The 19,550-nt window shown below is 71.3% G+C and carries 16 protein-coding genes (1 of these 16 running past the window's edge); 9 read left to right on the forward strand and 7 right to left on the reverse strand.

Going from position 1 to position 19,550, the window contains the following annotated elements; translation table 11 throughout:
* Both MUY14_RS25705 and dnaE read right to left on the reverse strand, forming a co-directional pair.
* A protein-coding gene (locus MUY14_RS25705) for an MFS transporter (RefSeq protein ID WP_247012640.1) crosses the window boundary here: on the reverse strand, positions 1-1,446 show its 5' portion. It extends 30 nt beyond the left edge of the window; only the first 1,446 of its 1,476 coding nucleotides appear in the window; its start codon is at positions 1,444-1,446; its stop codon lies beyond the left edge, outside the window.
* A gap of 67 nt (positions 1,447-1,513) precedes the next feature.
* The gene (dnaE, locus tag MUY14_RS25710; protein ID WP_247012642.1) at positions 1,514-5,101 is read right to left on the reverse strand and encodes a DNA polymerase III subunit alpha; all 3,588 of its coding nucleotides are present in this window, start codon (positions 5,099-5,101) and stop codon (positions 1,514-1,516) included.
* Between the two features lie 601 nt (positions 5,102-5,702).
* Here dnaE and MUY14_RS25715 point away from each other — a divergent pair.
* From MUY14_RS25715 to MUY14_RS25735, 5 genes are read left to right on the forward strand one after another with little or no spacing between them, the layout of a single operon-like run.
* Positions 5,703-6,350: a FadR/GntR family transcriptional regulator gene (locus MUY14_RS25715; RefSeq protein WP_247025240.1), complete on the forward strand. Its 648-nt coding sequence runs from the start codon at positions 5,703-5,705 to the stop codon at positions 6,348-6,350.
* Positions 6,347-7,765, forward strand: a complete 1,419-nt coding sequence (locus tag MUY14_RS25720) for an amino acid permease (protein ID WP_247012645.1) — start codon at positions 6,347-6,349, stop codon at positions 7,763-7,765. Before MUY14_RS25715 ends, MUY14_RS25720 begins: the two co-directional genes overlap by 4 nt.
* A complete protein-coding gene (locus tag MUY14_RS25725; protein WP_247012647.1) occupies positions 7,762-8,679 on the forward strand; it encodes an asparaginase in 918 nt (305 codons plus the stop codon). The genes MUY14_RS25720 and MUY14_RS25725 overlap by 4 nt, the downstream gene beginning before the upstream one ends.
* The gene (gene aspA, locus MUY14_RS25730; RefSeq protein WP_247012649.1) at positions 8,676-10,067 is read left to right on the forward strand and encodes an aspartate ammonia-lyase; all 1,392 of its coding nucleotides are present in this window, start codon (positions 8,676-8,678) and stop codon (positions 10,065-10,067) included. Before MUY14_RS25725 ends, aspA begins: the two co-directional genes overlap by 4 nt.
* 52 nt (positions 10,068-10,119) lie before the next feature.
* On the forward strand, positions 10,120-11,742 hold the full coding sequence (locus MUY14_RS25735) for a CocE/NonD family hydrolase (RefSeq protein ID WP_247012651.1): 1,623 nt from the start codon (positions 10,120-10,122) through the stop codon (positions 11,740-11,742).
* Here MUY14_RS25735 and MUY14_RS25740 read toward each other — a convergent pair.
* Together MUY14_RS25740 and MUY14_RS25745 are read right to left on the reverse strand one after the other, a co-directional pair.
* Entirely contained in the window at positions 11,732-12,490 is a 759-nt protein-coding gene (locus MUY14_RS25740) for a metallophosphoesterase (RefSeq protein WP_247012653.1), read from the reverse strand. The two genes, MUY14_RS25735 and MUY14_RS25740, sit on opposite strands and share 11 nt — an antisense overlap.
* Entirely contained in the window at positions 12,487-13,119 is a 633-nt protein-coding gene (locus tag MUY14_RS25745; protein ID WP_247012655.1) for a GntR family transcriptional regulator, read from the reverse strand. Before MUY14_RS25745 ends, MUY14_RS25740 begins: the two co-directional genes overlap by 4 nt.
* 46 nt (positions 13,120-13,165) lie before the next feature.
* Between MUY14_RS25745 and MUY14_RS25750 the strand changes: the two genes are divergently transcribed.
* Positions 13,166-14,335 (forward strand): aminotransferase class V-fold PLP-dependent enzyme, encoded by a 1,170-nt coding sequence (locus MUY14_RS25750; RefSeq protein ID WP_247012657.1) that lies wholly within the window; start codon positions 13,166-13,168, stop codon positions 14,333-14,335.
* On the opposite strand, the gene MUY14_RS25755 is transcribed toward MUY14_RS25750, so the two are convergent.
* Together MUY14_RS25755 and MUY14_RS25760 are read right to left on the reverse strand one after the other, a co-directional pair.
* Positions 14,332-15,276, reverse strand: coding sequence for an SDR family NAD(P)-dependent oxidoreductase (locus MUY14_RS25755; protein ID WP_247012659.1), 945 nt, complete (start codon positions 15,274-15,276; stop codon positions 14,332-14,334). The genes MUY14_RS25750 and MUY14_RS25755 overlap by 4 nt on opposite strands.
* Positions 15,277-15,316: 40 nt before the next feature.
* Positions 15,317-16,453: an acyl-CoA dehydrogenase family protein gene (locus MUY14_RS25760; protein ID WP_247012661.1), complete on the reverse strand. Its 1,137-nt coding sequence runs from the start codon at positions 16,451-16,453 to the stop codon at positions 15,317-15,319.
* 31 nt (positions 16,454-16,484) lie between these two features.
* Here MUY14_RS25760 and MUY14_RS25765 point away from each other — a divergent pair, with 31 nt between their 5' ends.
* Together MUY14_RS25765 and MUY14_RS25770 are read left to right on the forward strand one after the other, a co-directional pair.
* Positions 16,485-17,972, forward strand: a complete 1,488-nt coding sequence (locus MUY14_RS25765; protein ID WP_247012663.1) for an AMP-binding protein — start codon at positions 16,485-16,487, stop codon at positions 17,970-17,972.
* Positions 17,973-17,985: 13 nt separating this feature from the next.
* Positions 17,986-18,402, forward strand: coding sequence for a cupin domain-containing protein (locus tag MUY14_RS25770; RefSeq protein WP_247012665.1), 417 nt, complete (start codon positions 17,986-17,988; stop codon positions 18,400-18,402).
* Here MUY14_RS25770 and MUY14_RS25775 read toward each other — a convergent pair.
* Positions 18,399-18,863: a MarR family winged helix-turn-helix transcriptional regulator gene (locus MUY14_RS25775; protein ID WP_247012667.1), complete on the reverse strand. Its 465-nt coding sequence runs from the start codon at positions 18,861-18,863 to the stop codon at positions 18,399-18,401. The two genes, MUY14_RS25770 and MUY14_RS25775, sit on opposite strands and share 4 nt — an antisense overlap.
* A gap of 74 nt (positions 18,864-18,937) precedes the next feature.
* Between MUY14_RS25775 and MUY14_RS25780 the strand changes: the two genes are divergently transcribed.
* Positions 18,938-19,501 (forward strand): carboxymuconolactone decarboxylase family protein, encoded by a 564-nt coding sequence (locus tag MUY14_RS25780; RefSeq protein WP_247012669.1) that lies wholly within the window; start codon positions 18,938-18,940, stop codon positions 19,499-19,501.
* Positions 19,502-19,550 lie beyond the last annotated feature (49 nt).

Below are 19,550 nucleotides of genomic sequence, written 5' to 3' on the forward strand. Positions count from 1 at the left end.
GTGCGCCTCCCGCGCTTCGCGCTCTTCTACCGAGGCGCGGTGCCGGCGCGCCCGGAGCTCGGCGACCGCCAGCGCCAGCGCGCCGCACGTCAGGACGGCCGCGCAGCTGAGCGCGACGGTCAGCGCGACCGGGTAGGCCGAGCCCGTGCCCACGACCGCGCCGAACACCGAAGCGAGCACCGCGGTGCCGATCGCGGTGCCGATCCGCTGCCCGGTCTGCAGCGCGCCACCCGCGACGCCGGCCATCCGGACCGGCACGCATTCGAGCGTCAACGTCGTGTTCGGCGAGATCACCATCCCGCCGCCCACGCCGGCGAACAGCAGCGGCAGCGCGAACGCCCAGCCGGACGACGCGGGCGGGACCAGCTCGGCGAGCAGCGCGACGAGGAGCAGGCCGAGGGCGACCATGCCCAGCCCGGTGACGGTGAGCCGCCTGCCGAAGCGGGGCACCAGCCGCCCGGCGACGGCCGCCGACACCGCCGAGCCGAGCGCGAACGGCGTCACCGAAAGCCCGGACTGCAGGGGCGAGTAGCCGAGGCCTTGCTGGAAGAACATGGCGAAGACCAGCCAGATCCCGGCGAACCCGCAGAAGTAGAGCGCGCCGACCGCCGCGCCGGTCGCGTAGCCGGGGGTGCCGGTGAACAGCCGTGTGTCCAGCAGCGGCGTCCGGCCGCGCCGGGACACCGAGTGCTCCCAGCGGATGAAGGCGACGCCGAAGACCAGGGCGATCGGGAACAGCCACCACAGGCGCGCCAGGCCGTCGTCGTCCGATTCGACGACCGGCAGCAGCACGCCGAGCACCGCGACCGCGAGCAGCACGATGCCCGCGAAATCGATCTCCGACCGGATCTTGAGCTGTTTCTTCTCACTGCGCGGCAGCAGCCGCAGGGCCAGCGCGAACGCGAGCACGCCGATCGGGACGTTGACGTAGAACACCCAGCGCCAGCCGTCCTCGGCGCCGAAGACGGCGATGATGGCGCCGCCGAGGATCGGGCCGACCGCCGTGGAGATCCCGACGACGGCGCCGAACATCCCGAACGCCCGGCCGCGCTCGGCGCCGCGGAAGAGATCCTGGATCAGGCCGGTGTTCTGCGGGGTCAGCATGCCCGCCGCGATGCCCTGGGCGAGGCGGGCGAGCACGAGCGTCGTCTCGTTCGGGGCCGCGCCGGCCAGCGCGCTCGTGACGACGAAGGCGGCGAGGGCGCCGAGGAACATGTTCCGGCGGCCGAACGCGTCCCCGAGCCGGCCGCCGGTGACCAGGACCAGCCCGAACGCCAGCGCGTACCCGGACACGACCCAGCGGATCCCGCCGCTGCTCGCGTGCAGCCCGGACTGCATCGACGGGAGGGCGACGTTGACGATGCTGACGTCGAGCAGCCCCATGAACCCGGCCGTCAGCGAGACGGCGAGCGCTTTCCAGCGGCGGGGGTCGGGTTCGTGGGTCATCCCGTCCAGCAAACACGAAGGGCGGGGTCCGCGCGCGTTGTGCCCGCGAACCCCGCCCTCCGGGGGCTCACGTCGACGCGGTGATGCCGCGGATGCCCTTCAGCTCGCCGATCAGCATGGAGCTGACCTTCACCGGGTAGTCGTGGAGCGCGAACACCGTCTGGTTCCGGCCCACCAGCTTGAGGTGGACCATCGTTTCGCCCTTGTGGGCGAGCAGCGTGGACCTCAGCTCGCTCACCACCGACTGGTCGATCTTCTCCGCCGCGGCCAGCAGGACCAGCGGCGGCTCGTCGTCGCCGTTGCCGGTGCCGACCTCGGACAGGTCGAGCGTCGCGAGGCCGCCGCCGAAGATCGACATCTTGTCCTCGCGCCAGTTGACCCGGCCCTTGACCAGCACCGCGTTGTCCTCGATCAGCTCACTCGAGAACAGCGCGTACGACTTCGGGAAGAACAGCACTTCGAGCGAGGCGTCCATGTCCTCGACCGTGCAGATCGCCCAGGGCTCGCCCTTCTTGTTGACCCGCCGCTCCAGCGACGTGATCAGCCCGGAGATGACGATCTCGCCTTCGCGCGGCGGATCGGCGAGGATCCCGGCGATCGGCTTCGGGGCGTGCTTGCGCAGGATCCGCTCGGCGCCGTCCAGCGGGTGCGCCGAGACGTACAGGCCCAGCATCTCGCGTTCGTAGGCGAGCAGCTGCTTTCGCGGGTACTCCTCCTCGCCGAACTTCAGGTGCGCGAGCGGCGAGGAGGAGGGCGCCGCTTCGCCGTCGTCCCCGCCGAAGCCGAACAGGTCGAACTGGCCCATCGCCTCCTGGCGCTTGAGCGGGACGACGGCTTCGACCGCGTCTTCGTGGACCTGGATCATCGACAGCCGCGTGTGGCCGAGCGAGTCGAACCCGCCCGCCTTGATCAGCGATTCGATGACCCGCTTGTTGCAGGCCACGAGCTCGGACTTGTCGAGGAAGTCGGTGAAGGAGGCGTACTTCCCCTTCTCCTCGCGGGTCTTGATGATCGACTCGACAACGTTCGCGCCGACGTTGCGGACGGCACCCATGCCGAAGCGGATGTCGTCCCCGACGGCCGCGAACCGCAGGGCCGACTCGTTGACGTCCGGCGGCAGCACCTTGATGCCGAGCCGGCGGCACTCGGACAGGTAGACCGCCGACTTGTCCTTGTTGTCGCCGACCGACGTCAGCAGCGCGGCCATGTACTCCGGCGTGAAGTTCGCCTTGAGGTACGCCGTCCAGTAGGAGACCAGGCCGTACGCGGCCGCGTGGCTCTTGTTGAACGCGTAGCCGGCGAACGGGAGGATCGTGTCCCAGAGCGCCTTGACGGCCTCGGCGGAGAACCCGCCCGGGACCAGCTCGCTCGCCTTCATCCCGGCTTCGAAGCCCTCGTACTCGAGGTCGAGGACTTCCTTCTTCTTCTTGCCCATCGCGCGGCGGAGCACGTCCGCGCGCCCCATCGTGTACCCGGCCACCTTCTGGCCGATGTGCATGATCTGCTCTTGGTACACGATCAGGCCGTAGGTGTCGGCCAGGATTTCCCGCAGCGGCTCGTCGAGCTCCGGGTGGATCGGCTTGACCTTCTGCCGGTTGTTCTTCCGGTCGGCGTAGTCGTTGTGCGCGTTCATGCCCATCGGGCCGGGGCGGTACAGCGCGCCGACCGCGACGATGTCGTCGAACACCGTGGGCTCCATGCGGCGGAGCAGGTCCCGCATGGGCCCGCCGTCCAGCTGGAACACGCCGAGCGTGTCGCCGCGGGCGAGCAGCTTGTAGGTCTCCGGGTCCTCGACGCCCAGGGTGTCGAGGTCGATGTCGATCCCGCGGTTGGCCTTGATGTTGTCGATCGCGTCGCCGATGACCGTCAGGTTCCGCAGGCCCAGGAAGTCCATCTTCAGCAGGCCGATGGCCTCGCACGACGGGTAGTCCCAGCCGGTGATGATCGAGCCGTCGTCGCGCTGCCAGAGCGGGATGGCGTCGGTCAGCGGGTCGCACGACATGATGACCGCGCAGGCGTGCACACCCGCGTTGCGGATCAGGCCCTCGAGGCCGCGGGCGGTCTCGAAGATCGTCTTGCACTCTTCGTCGGTCTCGACCAGCGCGCGGACCTCGGCGGCCTCGCCGTAGCGCTCGTGCTTCGAGTCGACGATGCCCGAGAGCGGGATGTCCTTCGCCATGATCGGCGGCGGCAGCGCCTTGGAGATCTTGTCCGCGATCGCGTAGCCCGGCTGCCCGAAGTGGACGCGCGCGGAGTCCTTGATCGCCGCCTTGGTCTTAATGGTGCCGAAGGTGATGACCTGGGCGACCTTGTCCGCGCCGTACTTCTCGGTGGCGTACCGGATCATCTCGCCGCGCCGGCGGTCGTCGAAGTCGATGTCGATGTCGGGCATCGAGACGCGCTCGGGGTTCAGGAACCGCTCGAACAGCAGCTTCTGCGGGATCGGGTCCAGGTTGGTGATGCCGAGGACGTACGCGACGAGCGAGCCGGCGGCCGAACCTCGGCCCGGGCCGACCCGGATGCCGACGCGGCGGGCGTAGCTGATGAGGTCGGCGACGATGAGGAAGTAGGCCGGGAAGCCCTTCCCGATGATGACGTCGAGCTCGATCTCGATCCGCTGGTTGTAGTACTCGTCCGGCACGCCGTCCGGGAAGCGCCACTTGAGGCCGCGCTGGACCTCTTCGCGCAGCCAGCCGCCCTGGTCGTAGCCCTCCGGCACCTCGAAGAACGGCAGCCGGTCCTTGTGCGCGTAGACGTCGTCGTAGGACTCGACGCGCTCGGCGATCAGCAGCGTGTTGTCGGCCGCGCCGGGCACCTCCTTGTCCCAGTACTCGCGCATCTCGGCGGCGGCCTTGAGGTAGTAGCCGTCGCCGTCGAACTTGAAGCGGGTCGGGTCGTTGAGGGTCTTGCCCGCCTGGACGCACAGCAGCGCCGAGTGCGTGTCGGCCTGGTCCTTCGTGACGTAGTGCGAGTCGTTGGTGGCGATCGGCTTGAGGTCGAGCAGGCGGCCGACCTCGAGCAGGCCCTCGCGGACCGACCGCTCGATCGGCAGGCCGTGGTCCATCAGCTCGAGGAAGAAGTTGTCCGCGCCGAAGATGTCCTTGTAGTCGGACGCGGCCTGGATCGCCGCTTCCTTCTGCCCCAGCCGCAGCCGGGTCTGCACCTCACCGGACGGGCAGCCGGTGGTGGCGATGATGCCGGCGTGGTTTTCGGCGATCAGCTCGCGGTCCATCCGCGGCTTGCGGTAGTAGCCCTGCATGCTGGCCAGCGAGGACAGCTTGAAGAGGTTCCGCAGCCCGGTGGCGTTCTGCGCGAGCATCGTCATGTGGGTGTAGGCACCGGCGCCCGAGACGTCGCCGCCCTCGCCCAGCTCGTCGGAGCCGCGCTGGTTCGACTGCCCCCAGAAGACCGGCTTCTTGTGGAAGCGGCTCTCCGGCGCGATGTAGGCCTCGATGCCGATGATCGGCTTGAGGCCGTGCTTCTTCGACTGCTGGTAGAACTCGTCGCCGCCGTACATGTTGCCGTGGTCGGTCATGCCGACCGCGGGCATGCCGAGGCGCGCCGCCTCCGCGAAGAGAGGGGCGATCTTCGCCGCACCGTCGAGCATCGAGTACTCGGTGTGGACGTGCAGGTGGACGAAAGAATCGTTCGACACCAGCGAAAACCTCCCCTGTCTGGATGGGACCGGCGCGCCCGGGTCCCCCAGCCTATCCCGCACTCGCCGGGCTCGATTGTGCGCCTCTGGGGGCCGGGAGCGGAGGCACGACTCGCCCTCATTTCGGGCGGTGATGATCACGGCACGCGGTGCGGCCGGGCGATCACGCGGAGCGGCCGGGCGGGTAGCCAGGACGACCGCCGCGGGTATGGCGGTTCGGGCGGCCGCGGCGGGGACCTTCGGCGGCCGCCGGCGCCGGGGCCGGCGACTGCCGGGAGGTCCTGGATGAGTCATTCAAGACCCGCCCGGGGTGGGCGGTGATGATCACGGCACGTGGAGCGGCCGAGGGCACGGTAGTCACGGGGCGGCGCGTGGCTGGGCTGTGGCGGCCACGGGCGGCTGGCCAGTGGTCGCGACCTCCCCGCCGGACCGAGCGCAAGCGCCGAGCCGCGCGTGGCGGGCCCGGTGGAGCTGCCGGTGAGGTGAGCCACAGCCGCGGCCGCTCGCGTTGACACCCAGGGGTGCGGGACCGAGCATTCCCCGCATGAACCTGTCTGACAGCCAGACAGCCGGACAAGGTGGTCCTCGCCGGGTGAGTGCCATGGAAGCCGTGCTGGCGCACCTTCGGCAGCTGATCGGACGCGGGGACTACCCCGTCGGCGCCAAGCTGCCTTCCGAAGCGTCCCTGAGCAGGGAGTTCGAGGTCAGCCGGTCGGTCATCCGGGAAGCGCTGCGCGGTCTGCAGGCCCTCGGGATGACCGAGTCCAAGACCGGCAAGGGCACCTTCGTCACCGCGACCGGGCCCGCCGAGAACCCCACCTTCGGGCCCTACTCCGCCCGGGACCTCATCGAGGTGCGCCGGCACGTCGAGATCCCCGTCGCCGGGTACGCCGCCCTCAGGCGCGACCAGGACCACCTCGACCTGCTCGGCCACCTCCTGGACCGGATGGACGCCGAGACCGACAACACCGCGTGGGTCGCGCTCGACTCGCTCTTCCACATCACCATCGCCCAGGCCTCGGGCAACCCCGTGTTCGGGAAGGTGATCGAGGAGATCCGGGACGCGCTGGCCCGCCAGTCCGCCTTCCTCAACCAGCTCGGCGACCGGCGCGCGCGGTCCGACGCCGAACACCGCGAGATCGTCACGGCCATCGCGAGCGGCTCCGAAGCGGACGCCGTCGCCGCCATGACCGCGCACCTCGAGCACGTCGAGGCCACCCTGACCAGCATCGTGAACGGGGACCAGTGACCGAACAGACCCTCACGCCGTCAGCCGACGCGGGCGACGCCGGCTACCGGAAGGCGCTCAAGCCCCGGCACGTGAACATGATCGCCATCGGTGGGGCCATCGGCACCGGCCTCTTCCTCGGGGCCGGCGGCCGGCTCGCCCAGGCCGGCCCGGCGCTCGCGATCGTCTACGCCGTGTGCGGGCTCTTCGCCTTCTTCGTCGTCCGCGCGCTCGGCGAGCTCATCCTGTACCGGCCCTCCAGCGGTGCCTTCGTCTCCTACGCCCGCGAATTCATGGGCGAGAAGGGCGCGTACGTCGCCGGCTGGATGCACTTCCTCAACTGGTCGACCACCGGCATCGCCGACATCACGGCGATCGCGCTCTACGCGCACTTCTGGTCGTTCTTCTCGCCGATCCCGCAGTGGGTGCTCGCGCTGATCGCGCTCGCCGTGGTCCTGACGCTCAACCTCGTCTCGGTGAAGCTGTTCGGCGAGATGGAGTTCTGGTTCGCCATCGTCAAGGTCGCCGCGCTCGTGCTGTTCATGGCGATCGGGATCTTCCTGCTGGTGACGCGGACGCCGATCGACGGCAGCGTGCCGGGCCCGCAGCTGATCACCGAGCACGGCGGGATCTTCCCCACCGGTCTCCTGCCGATGGTGCTGATCGTGCAGGGCGTGGTGTTCGCCTACGCCTCGGTCGAGCTGGTCGGCGTCGCCGCCGGCGAGACCGAGAACCCGGAGAAGATCATGCCGAAGGCGATCAACTCCATCATGTGGCGGATCGCGGTGTTCTACGTCGGTTCGGTCGTGCTGCTCGCGATGCTGCTGCCGTGGAGCTCCTACACGAAGGACCAGAGCCCGTTCGTCACCGTGCTCTCCCACCTCGGCGTGCCCGCCGCGGACAGCGTGATGAACCTGGTCGTGCTCACCGCCGCGCTGTCCAGCCTGAACTCCGGCCTCTACTCGACCGGCCGCATCCTGCGGTCGATGGCGACGGCGGGCTCGGCGCCGAAGTTCACCGGCGTGATGAACCGCAACCACGTGCCCTACGGCGGGATCCTGCTCACCGCGGCCGTCTGCGTGCTGGGGGTCGGGCTCAACTACGTCGTGCCGAAGGACGCCTTCGACATCGTCCTGAACTTCGCCGCGATCGGCATCCTCGCCACCTGGGCCATCATCGTGCTCTGCCACCTGCTGTTCGTCCGCAAGGCCGAGCGCGAAGGCTTCGAGCGGCCGTCGTTCCGGCTGCCGTTCTCGCCCTGCACCGAGATCGCGACGCTGGTGTTCCTCGCCGCCGTCGTCGTCCTGATGGGCTTCGACGAGACCGGCCGGATCACCCTCCTGGCGCTGCCCGTGATCCTCGTCGCGCTGGTCGTGGGCTGGTTCGCCGTGCGCAAGCGGATCGACATGCGCGCGTTCGACGAGGAGGGCGTGTGAGCCACGAACCCCTGGTCGAGCTGGTCCGCGGTGGCCTGGTCGAGGGCGTGCACCACGGCTCCCTGGTCGTGCTCGCCCCGGACGGCACGACGCTGTTCGCCGCGGGCGACCCGGACGTCCCGATGTACCCGCGCTCGACGGCGAAACCGTTGCAGGCCACGGCGATGGCGCGGCTCGGGCTGCGCCTGTCCCCCGCCGGCTTCGCGATCGCGGCGGCCAGCCACTCCGGCGAGCGGATGCACCTCGACGCCGTCGCGGACGTGCTCGGCGGCCGCTCCCCCGACGCGCTCGGCAACCCGGCCGACTTGCCCTACGACCCGGTCGAGCGCGACGACTGGCTCGCGGCCGGCCGCACCCCGAGCCGCGTGGCGCACAACTGCTCCGGCAAGCACGCCGCGATGCTCGCGACGTGCGACCTGAACGGCTGGGACACCGGCGGCTACCTCGATCCGGCGCACCCGCTGCAGCGCGCGATCGCCGCCACCGTCGAGGACCTGACCGGGCACGGCATCGAGCGCGTCGCCGTCGACGGCTGCGGCGCGCCGCTGTTCGCGACGACGTTGCGCGGGCTCGCCACCGCCGTTTCGAAGATCGCCACGGCCGCGCCGGGGACGCCGGAGCACCTGGTCGCCGACGGCGTCCGGCGGCACCCCGAGCTGGTCGGTGGCAGCCGCCGCGACGTCACCGCCGTCATGCGCGCGGTGCCGGGGCTGCTCGCGAAGGACGGCTTCGAGGCCGTCCAGGTCGCCGCGCTGCCGGACGGCACGGCGATCGCCGTCAAGATCGCCGACGGCGGCGACCGGGCGCGCTACCCGGTGCTGGCCGCGGCGCTGAAGCTCGTCGGCGTCGAGGTGCCGCCCGGCCCGGAAAACCTGCGTTTCGTCGGAAACCTGCCCGTGGGGAGCCTGCGATGACCACCCGCCGCGAACACGACCTGCTCGGCGACAAGGACGTCCCCGCCGACGCGTACTGGGGCGTGCACACCGCCCGCGCCCGCGAGAACTTCCCCATCACCGGCACGACGATCGCCGCGTACCCGCACCTGGTCGAAGCGCTCGCGTCGGTGAAGGAGGCCGCGGCGCGCGCCAACGCCGAACTCGGTCTCCTCCGGCCCGAGATCGCCGACGCCATCACCGCGGCCTGCCGGGAGATCCGCGAAGGCGCGCTGCACGGCGAGTTCGTCGTCGACGTCATCCAGGGCGGCGCCGGGACGTCGACCAACATGAACGCCAACGAGGTGATCGCGAACCGCGCGCTCGAGCTGCTCGGGCACGCCAAGGGCGACTACCACGTCGTGCACCCCAACGAGCACGTCAACCTCGGGCAGTCCACGAACGACGCCTACCCGACCGCGGTCAACGTCGCGACGATCATCGCCGTGCGCGAGCTGGCCGGGTCGATGGTCGTGCTCGAAAAGGCGTTCGCGGCCAAGGCCGTCGAGTTCCACGACGTGCTGAAGATGGGCCGCACGCAGCTGCAGGACGCGGTCCCGATGACGCTCGGCCAGGAGTTCGGCACCTACGCGGTGATGCTCGGCGAGGACCGGTTGCGGCTGAACGAAGCCGTCGCCCTGCTGCACGAGATCAACCTCGGCGCGACCGCCATCGGCACCGGCCTCAACGCCGCGCCGGGGTACGCCGAAGCCGCGTGCCGGCACCTGCGCGAGATCACCGGGCTGCCGGTGGAAACGGCAGCGGACCTCGTCGAAGCCACTCAGGACTGCGGCGCGTTCGTGCACCTTTCGGGGGTGCTCAAGCGGATCGCCGTCAAGCTCTCGAAGAGCTGCAACGACCTGCGCCTGCTGTCCTCGGGCCCGCGCGCCGGCCTGAACGAGATCAACCTGCCGCCGGTGCAGGCGGGGTCGTCGATCATGCCCGGCAAGATCAACCCGGTGATCCCCGAAGTGGTGAACCAGGTCGCGTTCGAGGTGATCGGCAACGACGTCACCGTGACGATGGCCGCCGAGGCCGGGCAGCTGCAGCTCAACGCGTTCGAGCCGATCATCCTGCACGCGCTGTCGGAGAGCATCACGCACCTGGGCGCGGCCTGCCGTACTTTGGCCGAGAAGTGCGTTTCGGGGATCACGGCCAACGTCGACGTCCTGCGCTCCTACGTCGAGAACTCCATCGGGCTGGTGACGGCGCTGAACCCGGCCATCGGCTACGCGGCCGCGACGGAAATCGCCAAGGAGGCGCTGGCCACCGGCCGGGGCGTGGCCGAACTCGTGGTCGAAAAGGGCCTGATCCCGGCCGAAGAGCTGGCCAGGCTGCTGCGTCCCGAGACGCTCGCCCGCGCGAACTGAGGTACGGTCGGATCCGGAAGGATCGACTCCGCTTCGGCTGACAGGGGACCCCGTGCTGGACCGACTTGTCGACAAGCTGCTCGGGCTCCCGCGTGCCGAAGGGCCGAAGCCGGTCGTGACGCGCGACCTCGAAACGAGGATGCCCGACGGCGTCACGCTGCTGGCCGACCGGTACGCCCCCGAGGGGACCACGCCGGCGCCGGTGGTGCTGATCCGCACGCCGTACGGGCGCACGGGCCTGCTGTCCAAGCTCTTCGGCGACACGTTCGCCCGGCACGGGCTGCAGACGGTCATCCAGAGCACGCGCGGCTCCTTCGGCTCCGGCGGCGAGTTCCGGCCGTTCCACCTCGAGCGCGAGGACGGCGTGGCGACCGCGGAATGGCTGCGGGAGCAGCCGTGGTGCGACGGCCGGGTCGCCATGGCCGGCGCCAGCTACCTCGGGCACACGCAGTGGGCGGTCGGCCCGTACCTCGAACCTCCCCTCGAGGCGATGTGCCTCGGCGTGACCGCGTCGGAGTTCGTCTCGACGTTCTACCCGGGCGGCGTGCTCGCGGCGGACAACATGGTGTCCTGGTCGGCGATGATCGGCCGCCAGGAAGAGCGGTTCGCCGCGCTGCCCAACCCGATCCAGAAGCGCAAGACCCGCCGCGCGATGGCGCACCTCCCGCTCAGCGGCGCCGACGTCGCCGCGATCGGGAAGCCGGTGCGGTTCCTGCAGGACATCACCGCCCACTTCGTGCCGGACGACGACTACTGGGTGATGTCCGACCACAGCGCCGAAGTCGCGAAGCTCGGCGTCCCGGTGTCCATGGTCACCGGGTGGTACGACCTGTTCATCCGCGGGCAGCTGCGCGACTTCCGGATCCTCGCCGAAGCGGGCAAGAAGCCTCGGATCACCATCGGGCCGTGGGCGCACGGCGAGCCGGCGAGCATGGGCCCGATGATCCGCGACCAGCTCGGGTTCCTCCGCGCGCACCTGCTCGGCGACCGCGCCCAGCTGCAGCGCTCGCCGGTCCGGCTGTTCCTGCAGGGCGCGAACTCCTGGCTGGACTTCGAATCGTGGCCGCCTCCGTCGACGGCGACCGCGTCGCACCTGCGACCGGTCGGCGGGCTCGGCGAGGTGGCCGAGCAGGCGCTGCCGGCGACGTTCACCTACGACCCGGCCGACCCGACCCCGGCGGTCGGCGGTCCCCTGCTCACCGGCGACACGAAGCAGCGCGACAACCAGGAGGTCGAGGCCCGCCCGGACGTGCTCGTCTTCACCGGCGAGCCGCTGCCCGCGGACCTCGACGTCATCGGCGACGTGGCCGCGACCGTGCACGTGCGCACCGAGCTCGGCCACGCCGACGTCTACGTCCGCCTCTGCGACGTCGACCCGGACGGCGTGTCCCGCAACGTGACCGACGGGATCCTGCGGTTGCGCCCGGGTTTCCCGGCCGCGGACCCCGACGGCGTGGTGACGGCGGAGATCGACCTCGACCCGACGGCGTACCGCTTCCGCCGCGGCCACCGCCTGCGCGTCCAGGTGGCGGGCGGCGGTTTCCCCCGCTTCGCGCGCAACCACGGCACCGGCGAACCGATCACGTCGGCGGTGGACGGCAAACCGAACCGCTTCGAGATCTTCCACGACGCGGCCCGGCCGTCCCGGATCACGCTGCCGGTGTTCAGCCGCTGACGACCCGGTGGTGGCTGGTCACCCGGCCGTCGTCGTGCAGGACGTGCAGCAGCAGGGACGGCGGCCGCTCGTGGTCCAGCGGGCCGCCGTCGGCCCAGCCGCGGTCCGCGCCCGGCTCGACCGGCAGCAGCGACTGCGAGACGACGCCCGGCGCGATGCGCAGCGGCACCCCGGCGAACACCGTCGAGGCGCCGGTGTGCACGTGCCCGGCCAGCAGCGCCTTCACACGGGGATGCCGGGCCAGGACAGCCGCCAGCCGCTCTTCGCCGCTCTGGCGGATCGCGTCCACCAGCGGGACGCCGACCTCGACCGGCGGGTGGTGGAAGGCGACGATCGCCGGGCCGTCCCCGCCGGAAAGCACGCCGTCGAGCCAGTCCAAGGTCGAGTCGGCGAGGAAACCCGCACCCGCGCCGGGGATCGTCGAATCGCACAGGGCGAACAGCACGCCGCCGACCTCACGGGCGAAGTCGATCGGCTCGTCCGACGGCGCCGCGCCGAGCAGCCCGGCCCGGAATTCCGCGCGGACGTCGTGGTTGCCCGGGCAGACCAGCACCGGCGCCGGGTGCTCGAGGAGCTCGGCGGCACGCGCGTACTCGGCGGCCGCGCCGTGGTCGGCGATGTCTCCGGTGACGACGACGGCGTCGACCGGCCGCGCCAGCCCGCCCAGGTAGGCCATCACGGCGGCGACGCGTTCTTCGGCCCGCGGCTCGCCGTCGAGGTGGAGATCGCTCAGGTGCGCGATGATCATCGGTCGTCCTTCCCCAGGTAGGCCAGGGCTTTCACCCAGTTCCGGACGAGCACCGCGGACGCGGCGGGCAAGTCGCCTTCGCGCAGGGCCGCGGCGATCCGGCGGTGCTCGCCGATGCTCTCCGCGGCCCGGCCCGCCCCGCCGAAGTAGCACGATTCGTACCGCTTGAGCAGCGGCTTGGTCTGCCCGAGCAGCCGCAGCAGGTGCGGGTTCGGGCAGCGGGACAACAGCAGCGCGTGCCACCGGTCGTCCACATCGGACAGATCGCCGCCGTCGGCCAGCACGGCGTCCATTTCTTCGGCGACGGCGTCGAGCGCGTCCGGCAGCCCGGCCAGCTCCAGCGGCGACGTCCAGCGCAGCGCGAGGGCTTCGAGCTCGGCGACCAGCGGGTAAAGCCGGCGGGCCTCGTCCGGGTCGAACGGCGGCACGAGGAAACCGCGGCCGGGCGCGGAGACGAGCAGGCCGCGGTCGGCGAGCCCGATCAGCGCCTCCCGCAGCGGCGTCCGGCTGACGCCCAGCTCACGGGCCAGGTGCACCTCGTTGATGCGGCTGCCGGCGGCGAGCCGTCCATCGAGCACGCGGGCGGTGATCCGCTCGATGAGGTCGCTGCGCAGCGGGGTCCGGGCCATGGCCGGAAGTATTGCATACAGTACCTATCTACTGTATTCAGTTGGTATGGCCTTCGACGTCGAGCGCGCACGCCGTGAGACCCCCGGCTGCGCCGAAGTTGTCCACCTGAACAACGCGGGCTCCGCGCTCCCGCCGGCCGTCGTGACCGACACGGTCGTCGACTACCTGCGCCACGAGGCGCTGACCGGCGGCTACGAAGCGATCGCCGAGGCGTCGGACCGCTTCGAGGCCGTGTACGCGTCCGCGGCGCGGCTGGTCGGCGCCGGACCCGACGACATCGCCCTCACCGACAACGCGACGCGCTCGTGGCAGGCGGTGTTCTACGCGCTGCCGTTCGGTCCCGGCGACCGGATCCTCACCTCCCGCGCGGAGTACGCGAGCAACGCCATCGCGTTCCTGCAGGTCGCGAAGCGCACGGGCGCGGTCGTCGAGGTGATCGGCGACGACGAGTCCGGGCAGCTGGACGTCGAGGAGCTGCGCCGGCGCGTGGGCGGCGACGTCAAGCTGATCGCCGTCAGCCACGTGCCCACCCAGGGCGGCCTGGTGAACCCGGCCGAGGAGATCGGCGCGATCGCCGAGGCCGCCGGCATCCCGTTCCTGCTCGACGCCTGCCAGTCGGCGGGCCAGCTCGACCTCGACGTCTCCCGCTTGAAGTGCGACGCGCTGTCGGTGACCGGCCGCAAGTACCTGCGCGGCCCGCGCGGCACCGGCTTCCTCTACGCGCACCCCCGGCTGCGGGAGCGGCTGGAGCCGGCGATGCTCGACCTGCACTCCGCGAGCTGGACGTCGCCGGCGGAGTACGTCGTCGACCCGACCGCCAAGCGCTTCGAGGTGTGGGAGAAGGACTTCGCCGCCGTCCTCGGCCTGGGCGCCGCCATCGACTACGCGCTCGAGTGGGGCCTGCCTGCCATCGAAACGCGCGTCACTTCGCTGGCCGCCACGCTGCGCGAACGGCTGACCGAAGCCGGCGCCCGCGTGCGCGACATCGGTGCCCGCCAGTGCGGCATCGTCACCTTCACCGTGGAGGGCACGCCGGCCAAGGAGATCAAGGCCCGGCTGGCCGAAGCGGGCATCAACACGTCGGTGTCGTCACGGCCGTCGGCCCAGTACGACTTCACCGCGCGCGGCCTGCCGGACCTGCTCCGCGCTTCGGTGCACTACTACAACACCGAGGACGAGATCGACCTGCTCGTGCGGCAGATCGAGAAGCTCTAGAAGGCGTTGACGCCGGTGAGCTCGGCCGACACCGTCCACAGGCGCTCGGCCAGGGCGGGGTCGATCGCGTAGTCCTTGACGCCCGTGCGCGTGCCGTCGGCCGGGGCGGGCTCGGCGACGTCGCAGTCTTCGAGGTAAACGCCACCGAGGCCGTCGAGCTGCGGGGACGTCGCCGCCCAGACCTGCGTCGCGGCGCCCTGCTCCGGAGTCTTGGCACCGCCGGTCACCCGGCCGTCGGCGTCCACCATCCCGGCGTCGACCAGCTCCTGCCGGTCGAGGTGGCGCACGAGGTCGGTCAGGATCCGGCCCGGGTGCAAGGAAAACGCGCTGACGCGGTCCCGGGCGAGCTTGTCGAGCCGGACCGCGAAAAGCACGTTCGCCGTCTTGGCCTGGCCGTAGGCGAGCCACTTGTCGTAGCCCCGCCGGAATTCGAGGTCGTCGAAGCGCACCGGGCCGTAGTGGTGGCCGCGCGAAGACACCGAGACGACGCGGGCGCCGTCGGTGAACGCAGGCCAGAGCCGGTTCACCAGGGCGAAGTGGCCGAGGTGGTTGGTCGCGAACTGCGCCTCCCAGCCCGGTCCGACGCGGGTCTCCGGCGACGCCATGATCCCGGCGCTGCCGATGAAGACGTCGATCCCCCGGCCCGAAGCGAGGAACCGCTCGGCGAAGGCGCGGACGCTGTCGAGGTCGGCCAGGTCCAGCTCGGCGACCTCGACGTTTCCGAGGCCCCGCAACGCTTCTTCGGCGGTGGCCCGCCGCCGGGCCGGGACGACGACGTGCGCGCCCGCCGCGGTCAGCGCCCTGGTGGTTTCCAGGCCGAGGCCGGAGTAGCCGCCGGTGACGATCGCCAGCTCGCCGGTCAGGTCGATCCCCGCGACGACCTCGGCCGCGGTGCTTTCGGCCCCGAACCCGGAGCCGATCTTGTGCTGTGGGGTGCTCATGCTCCCGACAGTAAGAGCTGGAGCGGACTCCAGCGCAAGTTCAGTCCTCGAGCAGCTGGCGCGCGATCACGAGCTTCTGGATCTCGCTGGTGCCCTCGTAGATGCGGAACAGGCGCGCGTCCCGGTAGATCCGCTCGACCGTCACCCCGCGGACGTACCCCATGCCGCCGTGCACCTGGACCGCGCGGTCGGCGACCCGGCCGAGCATCTCCGTGCAGAACAGCTTCGCCGACGACGGCCCGAGCTTGCGGTCCTCGCCCGAGTCGTACTTGGCGGCGGCTTCGTGCACCATCGCGCGACCGGCCGCCAGCTCCGCGTGCGACTCCGCGAGCAGCGCCTGGACCAGCTGGTACTCCCCGATCACGCGGCCGCCCTGTCGTGCGGTCCGCGCGTATTCGACGGCTTCGGCGAGCGCGCGTTCGGCCATGCCGACGCACAGCGCGGCGATGTGCAACCGGCCGCGGGCGAGCGAGGCCATCGCGATGCCGAAGCCCTTGCCCTCCTCGCCGACCAGCGCGTCCACCGGCAGCTCGACGTCGTCGAAGACCACCTCCGACGTCCACGCGCCGGCCTGGCCCATCTTGGCGTCGTGCGGGCCGGCGGTGACCCCTTCCGCGCCGGCGGGGACCAGGAACGCCGAGATGCCGCGGCTACCGGTGCTTTCGAGGTCGGTGCGCGCGAAGGCGACGAAGACCTCGGCCAGCGGCGCGTTCGTGATGAACCGCTTGGTGCCCGAGAGCCGGTAGCGGTCGCCGTCGCGGACCGCGCGGCTGGTCAGCCCGCCCGGGTCCGAGCCCGCCTCGGCCTCGGTGAGCGCGAAGGAGGCGATCGCCTGCCCGGCGGCCAGCCGCGGCAGCCAGCGGGTGCGCTGATCGGGCGTCCCGTAGTGCACGATCGCCTGGCCGGCGATGCCGTTGTTGGTGCCGAAGAGGGACCGGAACGCGGGCGTCGTCCAGCCGAGCTCGATCGCCAGCCGGACGTCCTCGGCCATGGCGAGGCCGAGGCCGCCGTACTCCTCCGGCAGCGCCCAGCCGAACAACCCGAGCTCGGCGGCCTTCTCCCGGATTTCCGCCGGGATCTCGTCGTGCTCGTCGATCTCCGCCTCGCGCGGCACGACCTCCTTGCGCACGAACTCCCGCACCGCGCCGAGGACCTGCCCGAAAACGTCCGCGTCCATGCGTCGCGCGGTACCCGGTAGCGTGCGGTGCGTGAGCACCTTCTTCGACGTCGCCGAGCAGCACCCGGGCAGGCTCGCGGTGCTCGCGCCCGACGGAACCGCCGCGACCTTCGGCGAGCTGGCGGCGCGGGCGAACCGGCTGACGCACGCGCTGCACCGGCTCGGGCTCGGGCCGGGCGACGGCGTCGTCGCGATCGTCCACAACGGACTCCCCTACTTCGAGCTGCTGTTCGCGACCCTGCAGGCCGGGATGTACTTCACCCCGGTCAACTACCGGTCTTCTCCTGCCGAAATCGCCTACGTGGTGGCGAACAGCGGCGCCCGGGTCGTCGTCGCGGAGGCGGCCATCGCGCGGGAGTGCAACCTCGACGTGCCGCGGTTCTCGATCGGTGCGGCCGGGGGCTGGGGCGACTACGCGACCTGGGGCGAGGACGAGCCGTCGACGCCGCCCGAGCCGCGGACCGCGGGCCAGACGATGCTCTACACGTCGGGGACCACCGGGCGGCCCAAGGGCGTCCGGCGCGCGTTGAGCGGGAACCCGCCCGCGCTGCACCCGATCCACCGCGACCTGCTGGCCGCGTTCGGCGTTCTCCCGGGGCCGGGGGTGCACCTGGTGGCGTGCCCGCTCTACCACGCGGCGCCCGGTTCGTTCGCCGTCAACGCGATGCACCTCGGGCACAGCGCGGTGCTGATGGACCGCTTCGACGCCGAAGGGACGTTGCGGCTCATCGAACGGCACCACGTCACCAGCACCCATCTCGTGCCGACCATGTTCCACCGGATGCTGCGGCTGCCCGAAGACGTCCGCGCGCGGTACGGCACGTCGAGCCTGGTGAGCGTGATCCACGGCGCGGCGCCCTGCCCGCGTGAGGTCAAGGAGCGGATGATCGCCTGGCTCGGCCCGGTGGTGCACGAGTACTACGGCGCTTCGGAAGGGCTGATCTGCGGCGTCACGGCAGCCGGGTGGCTGGCCGCGCCGGGCACCGTGGGCCGGCCCTTGACCGGCGTGCGGCTGAAGATCCTCGACGACGACGGCACCGAGGTCCCGGACGGCGAGCCCGGCACGATCTGGTTCAGCTCGGCCCACACCGCGATCGACTACCTCGGCGACCCGGAGAAGACCGCGGCGAACCGGTCCGGCGAGTTCATCACCGTCGGCGACTTCGGGCACCGCGACGCCGAAGGCCGCGTCTTCCTGCTCGACCGCCGGACCGACCTGATCCTCTCCGGCGGCGTCAACATCTACCCGGCCGAGGTCGAGGCGCGGCTGCTCTCGCACCCCGACGTCGCCGACGCGGCCGTGATCGGCGAGCCGGACGACGAATGGGGACAGCGCGTGATCGCCGTCGTCGAGCCGGTGCCCGGCGTTCTCCCGGGCGACGACCTGGCCGCGCGGCTGGCCGAGCACTGCCGGGCCGAGCTGGCGGGGTTCAAGACGCCGAAGCGGTTCGACTTCACCGATCGCCTGCCGCGCACCGAATCGGGCAAGATGATGCGGCGCACCCTGCGCCCGTCCTGAGGAGTACCGCCCGATGCGCGACCTCGTCACGATCCTCGCCACGACCGCCCTGGCCGTCACGCTGGGCTCCGGGACCGCGTCCGCGACGCCCGGCAGCGGCGTCGCCGGCACCGTCCTGGCTCAGAAGACCATCGGCAAAACCGACTACACACTGCGGGAAATCACCATCCAGCCCGGCGGTTACACCGGCTGGCACTTCCACGACGGCACGCTCTACGCGTACGTGAAGGCCGGGACGCTGACGCACAACCTGGCCGACTGCAGCCTCGACGGCGTCTTCGGCACCGGGCGCGCGTTCACCGAGAAGCCCGACCAGGTGCACATCGGCCGCAACCTCGGGTCGACGCCGCTGGTGCTGGAGGTCCTGTACGTGCTGCCGTCGGGCAGCCCGCTGTCGGAGGACGCGCCGGACCCGGGCTGCGGGTACTAGCTCGTGAACCAGCCCGCGGCGTCCAGCCGGTAGGCCGCGGGCCCGACGACCTTGCGCAGGTCGGCTTCGAGCGCGCCGACGCGCTCCGCGCCGACCGCGCGCGCCCACTCCGCGCGCAGGTCGTCGAAGATTTCCGCCGACTTCGTGAGCGCGTCGACGCCGTGCGCGCTGAGCCGCACGATCTTGCGGCGCGCGTCGGCGGGGTCGTCGGCGCGTTCGGCGTACCCGAGCGCTTCCAGCCGTTCGACGGTCTTGCCCGCGGCCTGCTTGGACACGCCGAGGCGGCGGCCGATCTCCGACGCCGTCGCGCCCTGGGCGCCGATGGCCTGCATGGCGAAGCCGTACGACGGCCGGACGTCCGGGTGGCCGCGGCGCGCGAGCTCGGCGTGCAGGCGGTCGATGAGCGTGCGGAAGCCGCCGAAGAGGAGGAAGGGCAGCTCGTAGCCCGGCGGTTCGGTCATCGCCACTTGCCCTTTTCGACAACCAGGTTTACGGTTTCGACAACCACATTGTCGATCCTACCTCTGGAGACGTCTTGTTCCCCGATCACACCCCGGAGTCTGCACCCCCGGCCGCGCGCCCGACGATGGCGGCCACCGCGAAGAAGTTCGGCCACGTCCCGGCCGCCGTCGCCCGGATGGCGACGTCCCCGGAACTGCTGAACGGCTTCCTCAAGCTGAACGCGATCTTCGAAGCCACGACGCTGCCGGCGCTCGAGCGCGAGGTCGTGATCATGACGGTGGCCGCGCGCAACGGCTGCCACGTCTGCGTCGCGATGCACACCGCTTCGCTGGAAGGGCTGTCGGCGGCGCCGGAGCTGGTGACGGCGTTGCGGGCGCAGGCTCCCCTGCCGTCCGCGCGGCTGGAAGCGCTGCGGCGGTTCGCGTCGACCGTGATGGACACGACCGGCGATGTCCCGCCCGCGTCGCTGGCCGCTTTCGTCGAGGCCGGCTTCACCCCGCGCAACGCGCTGGAGGTGGTGCTGGGGATCGGGACGTACACGGTTTCGACGTACGCGAACCGGTTGATCCAGGCGCCGCTGGACGAAGCTTTCGCTGCTCACGCTTGGGATCCCGAAACTGTCGGTGCCTCGCGGTAGCTTCTTTCCACCGGCGGCGAGGGGCCGCCCGAGAAGGGGGATCCACCAT

The sequence above is a fragment of the Amycolatopsis sp. FBCC-B4732 genome (assembly GCF_023008405.1).
In the GTDB taxonomy this organism is placed as follows: domain Bacteria; phylum Actinomycetota; class Actinomycetes; order Mycobacteriales; family Pseudonocardiaceae; genus Amycolatopsis; species Amycolatopsis pretoriensis_A.